The 14,788-nt window shown below is 58.9% G+C and carries 17 protein-coding genes; 3 read left to right on the top strand and 14 right to left on the bottom strand.

Annotated features, from left to right (window positions below; genetic code table 11):
* Positions 1-31: 31 nt before the first annotated feature.
* Positions 32-907 carry a flap endonuclease gene (locus IH881_10095; protein ID MCH7868034.1) on the bottom strand — a complete coding sequence of 292 codons (876 nt, stop codon included), beginning with the start codon at positions 905-907 and terminating at the stop codon, positions 32-34.
* A gap of 189 nt (positions 908-1,096) precedes the next feature.
* Between IH881_10095 and IH881_10090 the strand changes: the two genes are divergently transcribed.
* Positions 1,097-1,522 (top strand): DUF4399 domain-containing protein, encoded by a 426-nt coding sequence (locus tag IH881_10090; protein ID MCH7868033.1) that lies wholly within the window; start codon positions 1,097-1,099, stop codon positions 1,520-1,522.
* Between the two features lie 32 nt (positions 1,523-1,554).
* Here IH881_10090 and hspQ read toward each other — a convergent pair whose 3' ends face one another.
* The gene (hspQ, locus tag IH881_10085) at positions 1,555-1,920 is read right to left on the bottom strand and encodes a heat shock protein HspQ (protein ID MCH7868032.1); all 366 of its coding nucleotides are present in this window, start codon (positions 1,918-1,920) and stop codon (positions 1,555-1,557) included.
* A gap of 114 nt (positions 1,921-2,034) precedes the next feature.
* Between hspQ and IH881_10080 the strand changes: the two genes are divergently transcribed.
* On the top strand, positions 2,035-3,234 hold the full coding sequence (locus IH881_10080) for a metallophosphoesterase (GenBank protein ID MCH7868031.1): 1,200 nt from the start codon (positions 2,035-2,037) through the stop codon (positions 3,232-3,234).
* Positions 3,235-3,279: 45 nt separating this feature from the next.
* On the opposite strand, the gene IH881_10075 is transcribed toward IH881_10080, so the two are convergent.
* The gene (locus IH881_10075) at positions 3,280-4,122 is read right to left on the bottom strand and encodes a tetratricopeptide repeat protein (protein MCH7868030.1); all 843 of its coding nucleotides are present in this window, start codon (positions 4,120-4,122) and stop codon (positions 3,280-3,282) included.
* 72 nt (positions 4,123-4,194) lie between these two features.
* Here IH881_10075 and IH881_10070 point away from each other — a divergent pair, with 72 nt between their 5' ends.
* The gene (locus IH881_10070) at positions 4,195-4,488 is read left to right on the top strand and encodes an antibiotic biosynthesis monooxygenase (protein ID MCH7868029.1); all 294 of its coding nucleotides are present in this window, start codon (positions 4,195-4,197) and stop codon (positions 4,486-4,488) included.
* 70 nt (positions 4,489-4,558) lie between these two features.
* On the opposite strand, the gene IH881_10065 is transcribed toward IH881_10070, so the two are convergent.
* The 11 genes from IH881_10065 to IH881_10015 form a co-directional block, all read right to left on the bottom strand.
* Positions 4,559-5,557, bottom strand: coding sequence for a 4a-hydroxytetrahydrobiopterin dehydratase (locus IH881_10065; GenBank protein ID MCH7868028.1), 999 nt, complete (start codon positions 5,555-5,557; stop codon positions 4,559-4,561).
* Between the two features lie 95 nt (positions 5,558-5,652).
* A complete protein-coding gene (locus IH881_10060) occupies positions 5,653-5,997 on the bottom strand; it encodes a hypothetical protein (GenBank protein ID MCH7868027.1) in 345 nt (114 codons plus the stop codon).
* An 8-nt stretch (positions 5,998-6,005) separates the two neighbouring features.
* Positions 6,006-6,596 (bottom strand): heme-copper oxidase subunit III, encoded by a 591-nt coding sequence (locus IH881_10055; GenBank protein MCH7868026.1) that lies wholly within the window; start codon positions 6,594-6,596, stop codon positions 6,006-6,008.
* A gap of 15 nt (positions 6,597-6,611) precedes the next feature.
* Positions 6,612-7,043 (bottom strand): cytochrome C oxidase subunit IV family protein, encoded by a 432-nt coding sequence (locus IH881_10050; GenBank protein ID MCH7868025.1) that lies wholly within the window; start codon positions 7,041-7,043, stop codon positions 6,612-6,614.
* A gap of 32 nt (positions 7,044-7,075) precedes the next feature.
* Entirely contained in the window at positions 7,076-7,645 is a 570-nt protein-coding gene (locus IH881_10045; protein ID MCH7868024.1) for a cytochrome c oxidase subunit 3, read from the bottom strand.
* 67 nt (positions 7,646-7,712) lie between these two features.
* Positions 7,713-9,419, bottom strand: coding sequence for a cbb3-type cytochrome c oxidase subunit I (locus IH881_10040; protein ID MCH7868023.1), 1,707 nt, complete (start codon positions 9,417-9,419; stop codon positions 7,713-7,715).
* Between the two features lie 2 nt (positions 9,420-9,421).
* A complete protein-coding gene (locus tag IH881_10035; GenBank protein MCH7868022.1) occupies positions 9,422-10,129 on the bottom strand; it encodes a cytochrome C oxidase subunit II in 708 nt (235 codons plus the stop codon).
* A gap of 135 nt (positions 10,130-10,264) precedes the next feature.
* Positions 10,265-10,924 carry a c-type cytochrome gene (locus tag IH881_10030; GenBank protein MCH7868021.1) on the bottom strand — a complete coding sequence of 220 codons (660 nt, stop codon included), beginning with the start codon at positions 10,922-10,924 and terminating at the stop codon, positions 10,265-10,267.
* A 241-nt stretch (positions 10,925-11,165) separates the two neighbouring features.
* Positions 11,166-12,047, bottom strand: a complete 882-nt coding sequence (locus IH881_10025) for a protoheme IX farnesyltransferase (GenBank protein ID MCH7868020.1) — start codon at positions 12,045-12,047, stop codon at positions 11,166-11,168.
* 295 nt (positions 12,048-12,342) lie between these two features.
* Positions 12,343-13,383 (bottom strand): phosphotransferase family protein, encoded by a 1,041-nt coding sequence (locus tag IH881_10020; GenBank protein ID MCH7868019.1) that lies wholly within the window; start codon positions 13,381-13,383, stop codon positions 12,343-12,345.
* A 74-nt stretch (positions 13,384-13,457) separates the two neighbouring features.
* Positions 13,458-14,669 (bottom strand): response regulator, encoded by a 1,212-nt coding sequence (locus IH881_10015; GenBank protein ID MCH7868018.1) that lies wholly within the window; start codon positions 14,667-14,669, stop codon positions 13,458-13,460.
* Positions 14,670-14,788 lie beyond the last annotated feature (119 nt).

Genomic DNA, 14,788 nt, shown 5'->3' with positions numbered 1-14,788 from the left:
TTCGCGGGGTCAATGCGCCGCCGTCGCGAAGCTATTCTTGAAATCGAGTCACCCGCGCAAGTTCCCGTTCCGCTCCGATCTCCGTCAGAAATTCGTTGAGTTCGTCGCGACGGGCGCCCTTCCACTCGAGATCCGACAGCGTTTCGTCCAAAGGCACATCTCGCCGCAAGATCGCGAGTTTCTTGTAGAGGGCTGCCTCCTCGCGCTGGGCGTTGAGATTTTCCGAAAGAGCCTTGGCTCCGCGAACCGTCAGGTTCCATGCTTCGACGTCTTCGGGAATATTCTCGATGCTGCCGTACACGCTCAGGACACTCGCGCACGACTTCTGGCCCCAGCGCGGGATCCCGGGGATCCCGTCGGCGCGATCCCCCATCAGGCCCAAAAGATCGGGGATGGACTGCGGCCCCACACCCCACTTTTCCCAGACGCCCTTTTCGTCGATGATGCGGTCCCGCATGCGATCGAAGAGCACGACTCGCTCGCCCTCCACACATTGGGCGAGATCTTTGTCCGGCGAACAGATGTAGATCCGTTCGACCCCAGCGACTTTCTTGAAGCGCTCGATCGCGGTGGCGATCGCATCGTCTGCCTCGAATTCGACCATAGGCCACACCACCATCCCGAGGGTTTCCGCAGCGCGCTCCGCCAATGAGAATTGCGCCCACAGTTCGGGCTCGATCCCCTCCCCCGTCTTGTAACCGTCGAACATTTGGTTGCGAAAGGACTCGATCACGTGATCAAAGGCGATCGCAACATGGCTGACGTCGTCGCTGCGCAACAGCGCCATCATCGAGCGCAGCAGCCCTCGCACCGCACCGACCTCGTTTCCCTTTGGCCCGCGGGCCTTGGGTGCGCCGTAGTACGAGCGATACAATTCGTAGGTGCCGTCGATCAGATGAAGATTCACGGTCGCCATTCCTCTGGGTTTCGAGTGACCCGGCTCCCAGTGTAGCCCCATAGACGCAATCAAAATTGCACAATTCCGGCAGGAGTCGGTATGCTCGCGCGCGGAGGAAACAACATGATCACGAGAAAAGGCAACCCAATTTCAGTACCAGCCGCCTCGCCCCGGGCCGCGAGATCTCGAGCTTCAACGATGATCTCGATTCTGGCCCTCGCGCTCGGTTTCCCCAATCTACTCGGAGCCAATGAGCCGATGAAGGGCGACGTGACGCCTTCTGCCAAGGGCGCCAACCTGGAAATCATCTCACCGAAGGACGGGGACATGGTGACGAGCCCTGTGATCGTAAAATTCGGTCTGGCCGGCATGGGCGTCGCACCAGCCGGTGTAGACAGGGAAAAAACCGGGCATCACCATTTGATCGTCGACGTACCGCTACCGAATCTCGAGTTTGCGATTCCGAAGGACGCCAACCATCGACACTTCGGCGGCGGACAGACCCAGGTGAGTCTCGAACTCAAGCCGGGCAAGCACACCTTGCAACTACTGCTCGGTGACTATCGACACATTCCCCACAACCCACCGCTGTCTTCAAAGGTCATCAACATCACGGTGCACTAAGTTGGAGTGCACTGGGAGTCTGCGCTCCGGGATCAGTTGGCCTGGGAATCGACTTCGTAGCGACCGTCGCGAAAGCGGGAAAAATACTGGATGAGGAGCGGATGTCGGATCGGCTCCATCGACGTTTCTCCTTGCAGATGGCGCTCTGCAACGTAGGTCGTGGTGTCGGATTCGTCGACCAGCACGTGATACCAGGGTTGATCTTTCGGAGGTCGAGAGCGCGCGATCTGATCGTACCACTCGTTGGTCAACTGGAAGGTCGCGTCCACGTCGACCACCACCCCGCGATAACCGAAACGCTTGTGACGGATCAGCTGGCCCAGCGAAAAGAGCGCGACTGATTCGCCCTGCTGCGGGATATGGAAGATTGGTCGCGGATCTGACTGTCGGGGGGGCATTGCAATCCTCGTTTGCCGGCGAGCATATCGGATTGTGAACCCGCGCGCCGAATCTCGGGACAAGTCGTGCTATATCCCGAAACGAATACGCGCTGTAAAAATCATGGACGGCCAATGAAATTGCCTAATCGCAAGTTCGTCGCGGGGATGATGTTTCTCGTGATCTTTCTCTCGGTGCTGGGCGGCGCGCACTATTACATTGTGAAACGCATCGCACTCGATCCCTCCTGGCCCCCTGGTGTTGCGGGAGTCGCGGTTGCGACGATGGCCCTGGGTCTGGGCGCATTGATCGCTCAGGGCTTCTTGAGACGGCGTCTGGGGGTGATCTCCAAGGGACTGTCCTGGACCGCGTACGTGTGGCTGGGCGTGCTCTTCTACCTGTTCCTCACGACCGCCTTCTTCGATCTCGCAACCGGCGTGCTGACGCTTTTCGCAACCGAGTCAAGAGATCTCTTCACATCACTCCCCTTCCTTCGCGGACGCGCTCTGCTCGTTGTCGGGGTCACCCTGGTGGCTTCGCTGGCCGCCCTGCGAATCGGCCTCGAACCCCCGATCACAAAACGAATCGAGATCGCCCTCGAACGATTTCCCGAGTCGCTCGAAGGCTTTCGCATCGTCCAGATCTCAGACGTTCACATCGGGCCGTTGCTCGACGAACGGTTTTCGGCTCTGGTGACCGAACGCGTAAACGCGCTCGAGCCAGACCTGATCGTCGTCACTGGGGATCTGGTCGACGGCAGAGTCAAGCGCATTGCGAGCCAGGTCGAACCGTTCCGCGGGCTGCGCGCAGACCACGGCATCTATTTCGTCACCGGAAACCACGATTTCTATTCCGGCGCGGACGACTGGGTATCGCTGCTCACTTCGTACGGATGGCACACGTTGCGCAATCGATCGGTCAGCATCGGCAGCGATGGAGCGCAATTCGAACTGGTCGGCGTCGATGATCCCCATGGCGCCATGCTGGATGGCGGCGGCGGCGAAGACCTCAGCCTCGCCCTGAGCAAAGTTGACCCCGATCGGGCCGTCGTATTGCTCGCCCACGATCCATCGACTTTCAAACGCGCCAGCAAAGAACGCGTCGGCCTCCAGCTCTCCGGTCACACTCACGGCGGACAAATCTGGCCGTTTCGCTGGGTCGTGCGAGCGTCGGTGCCCTGGGTGGCGGGTCACTACCGCGCCGGTGCAAGCCAGCTGTACGTAAGCTGTGGCACGGGCTTCTGGGGTCCCCCGATGCGCCTCGGCACCCGATCCGAGATCACGGAGCTCACGCTTCGATCCACCCGATCGGATTCATCGGCACCATCCGCGTAGGTATTCGGCGCACCATTCTCGTTGCAGGAACCGTCGGAACCGTGTCTAGTGAATGTGCGCGGTGCGATCTTGCAGTTCCTCGAGAACGTTGCGCAGCCCCACCTCCCCCGCCGCGTCGGGAGCGAGCGCGACGAAGCGCTCGAGATCTTCTCGCGCCGAAGTCCAGCACTCGAGCGCGCGGTGCAGCAGCCCGCGATCCCGCAGCTCGCTCGCTTGATCGGGCTCCAACATGAGGATGCGATCGATACAAGTGATCGCCTGCCGAAAGTCTGAAGCCTGAATGTGAATCTGCTTCAGATTGCGCAACACCCGCGAGAGAATCTGGCGCGGGCTCGTCGCCGCGAGCATGCTGGGTTCGAAGCGAATCTCACCGTCCGACATATCGTGCAGACGCGCCCGACAGTCGTCGGAGCTCAATAACGTTCCGGAGAATGCGTCCACGAAGATCGGCGAATCCCCGGGCGTCTCGCCCGTAACCCCGACCAGGAAGTGCCCAGGAAAGCCCACTCCATAGGCTGGAATTTCGAGTCGCTGCGCCACGGCCAGCCAGAGAATCGAGAGCGTGATGGGGATACCGGTACGACGATCGAGCACGCAGTCCAGATAGCTGTTGCCCGGATCGTAGAAGTCGCCGCGGTTGCCGCGAAACTTTTCTTCGGCAAAAAGATACTGGGTGAGCAGCGCGACTCTTTCTTCGAGTGGGTTCGAAGCCAGCAGCCGCGAACGCACTCCGTCGGCCAGATCGAGGAGCCTGGCTTGATAGCGCTCCACGTCGAGCGCCGGGTTCGCTTCGGCAGAAATCCAGAAGCAGGCTTCCGCCAGATCAATCGCAGCATCGCGGCGTTGAATCAGGGCGAAAAATTGCTCGCGCGCGTGTTTCGCAGTCATTCCCTAGAGGATTGCACCGCGAGCCCATTCTCGCATCTCGCGGCACGACTATTCGGCGCTACCCTCTGCGCCATGGTTACTATCGGAATGAACTACGACGTCATCAGCGGCAAAGAAGAAGTATTCGAGAGCGCCTGCAAGAAAGTTCTCGACATCATGAACGGAGCCGAGGGCCACGACAACTCGCAGATCTTCCGGCGAGTGGACATCAAGGAGAGCGCTCAGTACTTGATCGTGTCCCGCTGGCAGGACGAATCGGCCTTCAATGATTTCATCGCCTCGGAATCCTTCAAGAAGGTCACGAGTTGGGGCCTTGCGAACGTGCTCGCCGGCCGACCCAGCCACACCACCTATCACGAGGGCTGATCGGCTAGAAGCCTGGCGGCCTGCGCTCGTCGAATAGAAATTGTCAACAAGACTGAATGGGCGCCGCAGCTCAGAGCAACGCGTCCGCCTTGGCGGCCCAGATGAAGTCAGACTCGGTCAACCCACCGGCGTCGTGACTCCAGATCGTGAGTTTGACGCGCCCCCAACCCAACTCGACATCCGGGTGGTGATTCATGCTCTCGGCGAGTTCGCCCACACGATTGGTGAACGCCAACGCATCGCGAAAATTTGTGAACCCGTAGCGTTTCTCGAGATGATGGTCCTCGATCACCGCCCAGTCATTGCCCAGTTGCTTCGCGAGGGAGCTGAGGGGTTCGCCTTTCAGCGTCGGCGTTTTGCTCGTAAACGGCACGAAATCCCGCGAGGCGAGATCCGTCATGGTTCGGTTTTCTCCGACTCTACGTTCCCGGGGCATGGCCATGACGCGCGCCAGTTTGAGCAGGAAGCGAGATTGATCCGCGAGACATTCCTTGGAAAGCGGATCTCGTCCGAGGACTTCCTTCAACAGCGGCGCCATCGAGAAATGACCGAAGACGAGGTGCAACCAGGCGGTGATCACCAGCGAGGCCTCGTCGGGCGTCCACGGCGAATGACCGGCTGCCCACTCGCTCTCGATCGCCGCCTTGCCTCGCTCGATCATCGGGCGAATCCAATCCCTGGCGAGTTCGCTCAGATGCTCACCCCCGGTGGCGGCTTCGAGTGCGATCAAGCGCGGAAGATGCGAATGCGCGGCGAGATGTTCCATCACGCCTTCAATGATGTGGGGTGCGGTCTCGCGCAGATCCTGGCTTTCGGAGAGTTGACCGAGTCGCTCGATCAGGGGTTCTACACCTCGCGCTAGCACGGCCCGGTACAGCGCGTCCTTGTTCGAAAAATGGTTGTAGAGACTGGCCGGCGTCAAACCCGCGGCGGTGGCGATATCGCGCACGCTGGTGCCGGCGAACCCACTGTTCGCGAACAGTACCTCGGCCTCATCGAGTATCCGCTCCCGCGTCGCGTTCGACGACCTCGGTGAGGTTGCAGCGGTGCTGGCGTGCGGGCTGGACATCGGTCCCCCGGGCAGTGAGAAAAGCGTCGGCCAGAGTCTATCGAACGATCTGTCTGGGTGTGGGGCGTCCCAGGGGGACGGCGCGAAGGCGTGGGCTAGCGATCGCCGGCGGCTTTGACCGCGACGAACCCCGAAGCGAGCCGGCTGTCGCGAGAATGGTCTTCGATGCTGGCCGCGCGAGCCCGCTCATGACCGGCTTCGATCTCTTTCAGGCGGTCGCGCAGCCACCAGAAAACCCCGCCCGCCAACACGAACGGGATCACGGTCATGAAGGCCGTCATGAGTTCGAATGCGATGCGGGTCTCGTCCTCGCGACCCGTCATGCACACCGAACAGGCAGCACTGATGCCGGGCGCGATCAGCACGCCGGCAGCGCAGGCTCCCGAGATCCCGTTGAGAGTCGAAGTTCTTTGCATCGCAATCTTCATCGCGCTCTTCATCGCGCTCTTCATCGCAAATAAACCACACCGTATAGCACTGGCCAGACCGCAACCACGAAGAACCAAAAAACTTCTGTGGCGCCGAACAAGCTCGGCGTGAGCCAACCGCGGCGCAAGTGAACGGTCGCGTATCCGAGCAGTCCAATGGCCCCGATGGCGTGCAGGGCATGCATCCCCACTATGAGATAAAAGAAACCGCCGAGACTGCTCGACGAAAGCGTCAATCCCTCACTGATGAGCTGGATCCATTCGAACCCCTGAAAGAGCACGAAAAAGACGCCGAGCCCCAGCGCAATGGTCATCGGGCGCAGCATATTGCCACGATCGCCGCGGTGGAAGGCCCGATGGGCCCGGAACAGAAAAAAGCCACTCGTCAGTAGCACCAGACTGTTGAACGCGGTGGCTTCCACCGGGAGCCGGGGTTGATCCGGCGGTGGCCAGACTATGGCGGCAGAATGCATGATTTCAAAGGCGCTGATCAGACCGGCGAATAACATCCCCTCGGCCAATACGAACAGCACCATGCCGAACAGACCGTTGGGAATCAGCTCGCGATCACTCCCCGGCGTCTCCGGAGGTTGAGCACCTCGCACCGTCATCACGCCCTCCATGGCTTAGTGCGCCCCGCCGTGATGATCACCATGATCTTCGCCATGACCTTCGCCATGGCCTTCACCAAGATCAGCAGCCGCTTCACCGTGATGGTCCATTCCCACCGTCACCCAGTCGTTTTCAGTCCCTGCGATCCAGGTGGGCTTCACCCAATTGCTGCCTCTGTCGTTCATGATGTCTGGAGCGGTCGCGGCGAAAAACAGCAACATGAAAACCAGACACGTGACGACGATGTAATTCACGAACTTGGGCATCTGGTTGATGTGCATGAATTTATCAGCGACCAAATAGGCCTTTACACAGGCAATCCCAAATGCCGTGACCAGTGTAAGCCAGCGGATCTCCGCCATCGGCCCGACGACGCTGATCCCCAGCAGGACAACCAGGATTGCCCAGATCTTGACATAATTTGTGTGGTGTCCGTCTTCAGACATTGTTCACCCTTTGGCTTGGCTTTGCTCGCAGCTTACTTGGCAATGTAAAGCAGCGGAAACAGGAAGATCCAGACGAGATCGACAAAGTGCCAGTAGATCCCGATCAATTCGACCCGATGAAGTTCCATGTTCTTCTTGGCCTTGTGAGCCACGATGAGCATGATGATGCCCCCGCCGATCACATGTAGAGCATGGACTCCCCCGGCGAGGTAGTAGAACGACCAAAACGGGCTCGCCGTAATCGTAAAACCGTGGCTGATCTCCATGTTCCATTCGAATGATTTGATGCAGACAAAGGTGAGCGCGCCACCCACGGTCATGTAGAGCCGCTGGGCCGCCAGCTTTCCGTTGCCCTCTTCTGCCGCCTTGTGCGCGAGCACGGCCGTCAAACTCGAGGTCAGGAGCACCAGGGTATTTGTCGCGCCGATCCAGGTATTGGTGTTGGCGGATTGAATGGCCCAGGCATCGTGGGCCAGGCGTCCCATGATGTAGGACGCGAGGATGCCGCCGAAGATTACGATTTCGGACCCGACAATCCACCAGACCGCCAGTAGTCCGGTGGGAATCCCTGAACCGCTACGAGTATTGGCAATCGGTCTCATGCGTGATTCACATTCCTATTCGAACCCCTGATCCTTGCGGCATCGAGGGCTCGACAAGCATTCCCGTCTAGTTGGGAACGTTTTGGGGCCAGAAGTCTTCTTCGCGACCCGGTGTGCTGTATTCGTAAGGACCGCGATAGACCGTGGGAAGTTCCTTCCAGTTTCCATGACCTGGGGGTGAGCTGGTGGTCCATTCCAGGGTATTTGAATTCCACGGGTTGTTGCCGGCCTTCTTGCCACTGCGCCAGCTGATGAGGCAGTTGTAGAAGAACACCAACTGGAACGCGAGCATGACCAGCAAGGCCATCGTCGCGAACACCCGAACATCCTGGTACTTGGCCAACTCCGGGAAGCCGGTGTAGTCGTAGATCCGCCGGTGCTGCCCCGCCGCTCCGAGCACGAACAGAGGGATGAAGATCAAGTTGAACGGAATGATCGTGCCCCAGAAGTGAATCTTGCCCAGGGTTTCGTTCATCATTTTGCCGAACATCTTTGGAAACCAGAAGGTAAATCCCGCAAAGGTCCCGATGATGGCAATCGGATAGAACGTGTAGTGGAAGTGGGCGAGCACAAAGTAGGTGTCGTGGAAGTAGATATCTGCGCCACTCGCTCCGAGGAAAATCCCCGTGACGCCACCGATCAAGAACTCCGCAATGAACGCCAGGGCCCATAACATGGGTGTGGTCAGGGTAATGGCCCCGCCGTAGAGCGTAGCGATGTAGACGAACATCATTTCTGCAATCGGGATCGAGATGAGCAAGGTCGTCACGGTAAAGACGTTGGCCATACGGGGGTCGATCCCCGAAATGAACTGGTGATGGGCCCAGACGGTAAAGCTCAACACGCCGGTACCAAACGCCGTATGGAGCACGGTCTTGTAGGCGAACAGCTTCTTGCGCGCGAACACCGTAATGATCTCCGCTGTGATCCCAATTGCGGGCATCAGGACAACGTAGACCTCGGGATGTCCGAAGAACCAGAACAGGTGCTGCCACAAAACGGGATCTCCGCCCTTGTCCGGGTCAAAGAACGCTGTCCCCAGTGTTTGGTCGAACACCAGCATGATGGCACCGGCAATCAGCGGACCCACGGAGAGCATGAACAAGATGCTCGCGATCACGATCATCCAGATCACGATCGGAATGTCATAGAGTTTCATGCCCGGAGCACGAGCATTCATGGTGGTGGTGATGAAGTTGATCCCACCGAGCAGGAAGGCGATGAACTCCAAGCCTACGGCGATGACCCAGAGGGTGCAGCCCAAAGGCGTGAGGTTGTAGATGGGCTTCCCGGACAGCGGCGGATAGGCGGTCCAGCCGCCACCAAAGCCTCCGCCCTCCACGAAGAAGGAGGCGATCAACACGATCGTACTGAGCAAGAAGATCTGATACGAAAGGCGATTGATCTTGGGAAAGACCATGTCATCGCAGCCGATCATCAGCGGGATCAAGAAGTTGGCGAAAGCCGCGAGCAACACCGGCATTGCGACCCAAAAGATCATGATCGTGCCGTGATTGGTAACGAGCGCGTTGTAGTTGGCGGGGGTCACGAGGCCGAAACCCGGAACCAGATCCCCGGGAAACGCCAACTGCATGCGGAACGTATAGGCCATGAAGGCACCGACCAAGCCCATGGCCATGCCGGTGAACATGTACTGCATGGCGATCATCTTGTGATCGGTCGAGAAAATGTACTTCTGCCAGAACGACTGCTGATGATGATCACCGTGATCGTCATGAGCCGCGTCTACACCATGGGGAATCGACTCCGCCATCTCTACTCCTTCACCGACTGTGACGGCGTAAGGGCCGCGTACTCGACGGACGACTGCTCCGCCAGCCAGGCCGCATGCCGCTCGGGTGTTTCGATGAAGATCCGAGCCCCCATCAGCGCATGGCCGATGCCACAGAGCTCCGCGCACTGGATCGAAAATTCACCGGTTCCCGTGGCCTCCCACCAACCGGTGATCACACGACCGGGAATCGCGTCTTGCTTGAGTCGAAAGACCGGCACCGAGAAGCTGTGCAGCACGTCGGTGGCCGACAACTTGTAGTGGTAGAGCTTGTCCACCTCGATATGAAGCTCGTTCATCTCGGTGATGTCGTCTGCAGTATCGAACTTTCCGTCCGGGCCTTCATGCACGAAGGTCCACGCCCATTGCTGGCCAATCACTCGGACTGTGGCCTGGGGTTCGGGCAAGTTTTGCTTCACCTCATACCAGGCGGCAATTGCGTAGTACAAAATGAAGATGTCGCAGAATAGAACCAGAAAGTGGGGGATCGTGATCCAGCGCTTCTGTTCCGGCGTTTCACCCGTGATGTACTCGGCCGGAACCCCTTCCTTCTTGCGGTAACGGACGATCAGCCAGAAAAAAACTCCTTCGCTGAGGAGGAACCAGAAGCCCACCAGCCAGAAGATCAAATCGATGATGAAATCGATATCCCCTGCGTAGGTCGAAAGAGCCGGTATGAAGTAAGAGACCATGCGATTTCGCCCCTAGAGAATGAAAATGAAGACGACGGCGATGAAGGATCCAAGGGCCGCCATCGAGAGGTAGAAGATTCGTTTGGCCAGTTCTTCGGGCGAATACGTTTTTGCCATGGAGTCTCTGACCTTTTTCTATTTCAGCGTCATGATGTGGGCGATGACATCTTTCATCGCCTGTTCGTCGGTCAGGCTCATCGCCATACCGCGCATCATCATTTCGGTTGGATTCTCGGCGTTGCTGCCCCGCACTCCGTCCTTGAACTTCTGCAGGGTCGTCATCAGGTACCAGTCACTCATGCCGCGCAGGGGAGGTGAATTCATCACCTTGTTGCCCTCGCCCGCCTTGCCATGGCATGCGGCACACAGGGCGTACGCAGCCTCACCCTTGTGAGCGTCGCCGCCCTCGATGGTCGGCACCGGCGGTGCCGTGGTCAGGCCAGCAACGAATCCCGCGACCGCACTGATGTCCGCTTCGTTCGCCAACCATTGCGACATTGGATACATGCGCAGGCCGCCGAGATCCTGAGGGTGCAGTCCCCGAGTACCGGCCTTGAATTTGCTGAGTTGGGATTCGATGTACCACTGGTCCAGGCCAGCGATCGCGGGCGCGAGGAAAGGTTGTTTTCCTTCACCCTCTTGCCCATGACACTGCCTGCAGAGTTCGAACAGAACCTCTCCGCGCGCGTTGGCTTCGGAGTTGGAATCGGCATCGGCGAGAGCAACCCCTGCCACAGCTAGCGTCAGCACGCTCCAGGCCACGGTTGCGAGCGTGGCTGCGAATTTCTTGTTCAATGCCGTCCCCTGTGTTGCGAAATCGCGGGGTTCAAATTTTACGTTCGCGTGTGCTGTTCGAACGCGCGGATCGTGCGTCGATTGCGGCGAGCAAAGTACCATTCTTGTCCCGACGAAACCTCGGGTGCAACGCATCGTTGCACATTCGCTGCGCTGCAAACCCCCTTCGCCGCCGGGGATTTGCCTCATCGGCAAGGTTCCCGCCAATCGTGAGCCGTAGCCTTTGCGAGTGATCTGAGAATCAAGTTCCGAAGAAGGCGAGATCAACCAACATTGCCCCCAGCAAGGCGAACAGGTAGCCGAGTGAAACGCGAAACATGGCGCGCGCACTATCGAGAGTCTTTAGGCGAACTACCTGAATGGCGTGCCAGATAAACCATGCATTCGCGATCAGAGATAGGACCAGATAAACCGACCCAATCAGACCGAACGCAACCGGCGCGAGGGCGACCGGCACCAGGAACAAGGTGGAGAGCAACATCCACCAGCGTGTGGGCCCATCTCCCACCACATTGGGAAGCATCGGAATCCCCGCGGCCTGATAGTCGCTTTTGCGATACAGGGCGATCGCCCAGACGTGGGGTGGTTGCCAGAAGAACACCAGGGCGAACAGACTCAGTCCTGCAGGTCCCACAGTGCCGTTGAGCGCTGCGTCTGCAATCAGCGGCGAAACCGCGCCGGCCGCACCACCCACGACCACGTTCCAAGACGAACGCGGTTTTACCCAGATGGTATAGACGAAAACGTAGAAAAGGATGCTCGCGACGCCCAGGCCCGCAGCGATGGCGCCCCCCACCCAATACAAGAAGAACGTGGAAAGCACAGCGAGAACGATGCCGAACACCAGGGCGTTCTGCGGGGCAATTCGCCCGGCCGGCAACGGACGATTGCGGGTCCGCTCCATCAGCGAATCTTTGTCGATCTCGAGATAGGCGTTGAGGGTGTTGGCACTGGCGGCAGCCAGGCTGATTCCGATCAGAATCCAGCACATCAAAGGAATTGGAGCCCAGCCACTGGCGCTCATCCCCATCACCGGAAGTCCACTGAACAGGACCAACGGGAGGAGACGCGGCTTGGTGAGATCGATGTAGTTGCGAACCGTTTCGGCTACCAAAGCCGACATGACGTACCTCAATTCGGGGATAAAACTAAGACCGGTGACCCGGACAACACCGTCCAGTCCTGGTTCAGTGGCGCGGAATAATAGCTTCCGAACGGTCGAACACCAGAGTCATGTGCAGTCCAAGGCCGTCGCGGGCAGAGTCTTCTATTCATATCGTTGAAACTCGGTAGACCACTTCTAGCTCGCTACTTCGAATCGGGGAGGTTTCCATCGAGCCACACGCAATAAAAACCCCCAGGAACGAGAACCCCACAGGGGGGGAGGCTGGAAGATTTTTTAGTCGATCGTCGACTCGCTAGATGTCGCGGATCAATTCAAGGGCCGAAATCGCCATACCGTCGACCTGTTTTCGGAACACATCCGTATCGGCCTCGTTCGCCATCACCCCCTTGAGGTAGCGGGACAGAACCCCCTCGACGATCGCGGCGAGTCGCCAGTACTGAAATGCCCGGTAGTAGTTGATCGACGACACTTCGCGCCCGGACAGTTCGGAGTAGCGGGCCACGAACTCTTCGCGCGTCGAAAAGCAGCCGATCGACGTCGGTCCAAACGCCGCGGCGCCATCGGTCGACGGCTCGTCGGGCTGGAACCAGTTGTTCATCAGGTACCCGACATCGGCGAGGGTATCGCCGAGGGTGCAGAGTTCCCAATCGAGCAGCGCCAGAATGCGCCCCTTTTCGCTGACCAGCATGTTGCCCAGCCGATAGTCCCCGTGGACGATTCCCGAACCCGATTGTTTTGGAATGTTTGACGACAGCCCCGCGAAGACTTCGTCCATCTCCGGCAGTTCCCGGGTCTTGCTCTTCTCCCACTGCCCCTTCCAGCGCTTGAGTTGTCGCGCGATGTAGTCCTCGCGCTTCGCGAGGTCGCCGAGATCGATCGTGTCGGGGTCGATCGCATGCAAATCGGCGAGCACCTCGGCGGTGTGTTCGCTCAATCTGCGCCGAGCAGACTCGTCGAGCAGTGCCTCGGTGGTCTGTGCATCGTTCAACACGGTCCCTTCGACATAGTCCATCACGTAGAAGGGGGCATCGTTGACTTCGACGTCTTCGCACAGGGCGTAGGTCGTCGGAACCGGCACGCTACTGCGTCCGATCGCCGTGACGATTCGGTATTCGCGCGCCATGTCGTGTGCGGTCGCGAGCACGGAGCCGGTTGGAGGCCTGCGCAATACGGCGCGACGACCGGATGCGTCGCTGATCTTGTAAGTCAGGTTGGAGTGGCCCCCTATGATGCGTTCAAACCTGAAGGGCGGCCGAAGCCCGTCGACGTTGCGCTCGAGCCAGTCGCTTACCGAGTCGGGTCGCAGGCCTTTGATCGCCGGGTCACTCGTCATGCTCGCTTTCGCTCCTCACGTTCGAGGCGAAAGAATAGCGATCCGGGCCACTCGGGACACCGGAGCTCGGGGCCTCAGCTTTCAGGCTCTTCGTTGCCCTCGCGCAGGTTGATCAGCAGCGTCGAGAGGGCGGACCAGTTGATCGGCTTGGAGAGGTAGTCCGTCATCCCCGCCCGCATGCAGGTTTCCCGATCTCCCTTCATCGCGTTTGCGGTCAACGCAATGATCGGGAGATGTTCCCCCGCTGCCGTTTCCCGAATGACCCTCGTTGCCTCGAGTCCGTCCATGTTGGGCATGCGCCAATCCATCAGGATCACATCGAAGTCGTGGTTGGACGCCGCTTCTACCGCCTCCAGCCCATCCGACACGAGGTGTACCTCACACCCGATCCGCCGAAGGGCCCGCTCCGCGACCTTTTGATTGATTATGTTGTCTTCCGCGAGAAGAACTCGCATCCCCTGGAGTTTCTCGATGATCTCCGGCGTAGAGAGTGCGTTCTGTCCTGTCTTTGCGGAATCGCTCGAGGGTTCTTCGGCCGCTTGGGCGAGCGGAAAAGAAACTTCGAACACCGTCCCTTCCCCCAGGTTGCTCCGGACATCGATCGTCCCTCGCATGATGTCGATGATCGAATTCGTGAGGCTCAGGCCCAACCCTGCCCCGTTGTACTTGCGTGTGGGCGACGAATCAACCTGCACAAAGCTCTCGAAAATATGCGGAATGGCAGTCTCGTCGATCCCGATTCCGGTGTCTTCGAATCGAATCTGGGCAGCTACCCAGCCGTCGCGAGTGGTCGCGACATCGACTGCAATCGAGACCGTTGCATCCGCACTGTACTTGATTGCGTTGGATGCCATATTCAAGACGACTTTCTTGACCCGCAACGGGTCTCCGAACAGTCCGGCCGGAATATCGTCGGATACCTCGACACTGAAATCGACAGACAACTCGTCGGCGCGAGGTTGCAGAAGCGCGCCGACGCCCTTGACGATCTTGGCCAGGTCGAGGGGAACCGAGTCGAGTCCGGAGTATCCCGCTTCCACTTTCGCAAAATCCAGCACTTCGTCGATCAGCCCCACCAGATCACGGGCGGAAGCGATGACACTGCTCGCGGAATCTTGATGCGGATCCGAAAGTCCATCGGCAAGCATGTTTTCTGTGAGTCCGATGATGCCGTGGAGAGGAGTCCTGAGTTCGTGGCTCATGTTGGCGAGGAAATTCGCCTTGGCTTGTTCGGCCACGGTCGCGGCTGTGAGCGCCACTTCGAGTTCGGCGGTACGCTGGGCCACGCGTAACTCCGCCTGAGTACGCTGGAACAAAATCCGCTTCTTGTCTTTGTGAAGCTCGAGAAATCTTTCGGCCTTTTTTTTCAGGATCTCGGGATCGAAGGGCTTTTGAATGTAATCGA

Source organism: Myxococcales bacterium (assembly GCA_022563535.1).
Lineage (GTDB): Bacteria > Myxococcota_A > UBA9160 > UBA9160 > UBA4427 > DUBZ01.
The sequence above is the reverse complement of the archived record's forward strand: the minus strand, read 5'-3'. Positions and strand labels throughout refer to the sequence as shown.

Coding starts and splice junctions, on each gene's coding strand:
- IH881_10090 (MCH7868033.1), top strand. CDS start 1,097: ATGATCTCGATTCTGGCCCTCGCGCTCGGTTTCCCCAATCTACTCGGA.
- hspQ (MCH7868032.1), bottom strand. CDS start 1,920: ATGCCCCCCCGACAGTCAGATCCGCGACCAATCTTCCATATCCCGCAG.
- IH881_10080 (MCH7868031.1), top strand. CDS start 2,035: ATGAAATTGCCTAATCGCAAGTTCGTCGCGGGGATGATGTTTCTCGTG.
- IH881_10075 (MCH7868030.1), bottom strand. CDS start 4,122: ATGACTGCGAAACACGCGCGCGAGCAATTTTTCGCCCTGATTCAACGC.
- IH881_10070 (MCH7868029.1), top strand. CDS start 4,195: ATGGTTACTATCGGAATGAACTACGACGTCATCAGCGGCAAAGAAGAA.
- IH881_10065 (MCH7868028.1), bottom strand. CDS start 5,557: ATGTCCAGCCCGCACGCCAGCACCGCTGCAACCTCACCGAGGTCGTCG.
- IH881_10060 (MCH7868027.1), bottom strand. CDS start 5,997: ATGAAGAGCGCGATGAAGATTGCGATGCAAAGAACTTCGACTCTCAAC.
- IH881_10055 (MCH7868026.1), bottom strand. CDS start 6,596: ATGACGGTGCGAGGTGCTCAACCTCCGGAGACGCCGGGGAGTGATCGC.
- IH881_10050 (MCH7868025.1), bottom strand. CDS start 7,043: ATGTCTGAAGACGGACACCACACAAATTATGTCAAGATCTGGGCAATC.
- IH881_10045 (MCH7868024.1), bottom strand. CDS start 7,645: ATGAGACCGATTGCCAATACTCGTAGCGGTTCAGGGATTCCCACCGGA.
- IH881_10040 (MCH7868023.1), bottom strand. CDS start 9,419: ATGGCGGAGTCGATTCCCCATGGTGTAGACGCGGCTCATGACGATCAC.
- IH881_10035 (MCH7868022.1), bottom strand. CDS start 10,129: ATGGTCTCTTACTTCATACCGGCTCTTTCGACCTACGCAGGGGATATC.
- IH881_10025 (MCH7868020.1), bottom strand. CDS start 12,047: ATGTCGGCTTTGGTAGCCGAAACGGTTCGCAACTACATCGATCTCACC.
- IH881_10020 (MCH7868019.1), bottom strand. CDS start 13,383: ATGACGAGTGACCCGGCGATCAAAGGCCTGCGACCCGACTCGGTAAGC.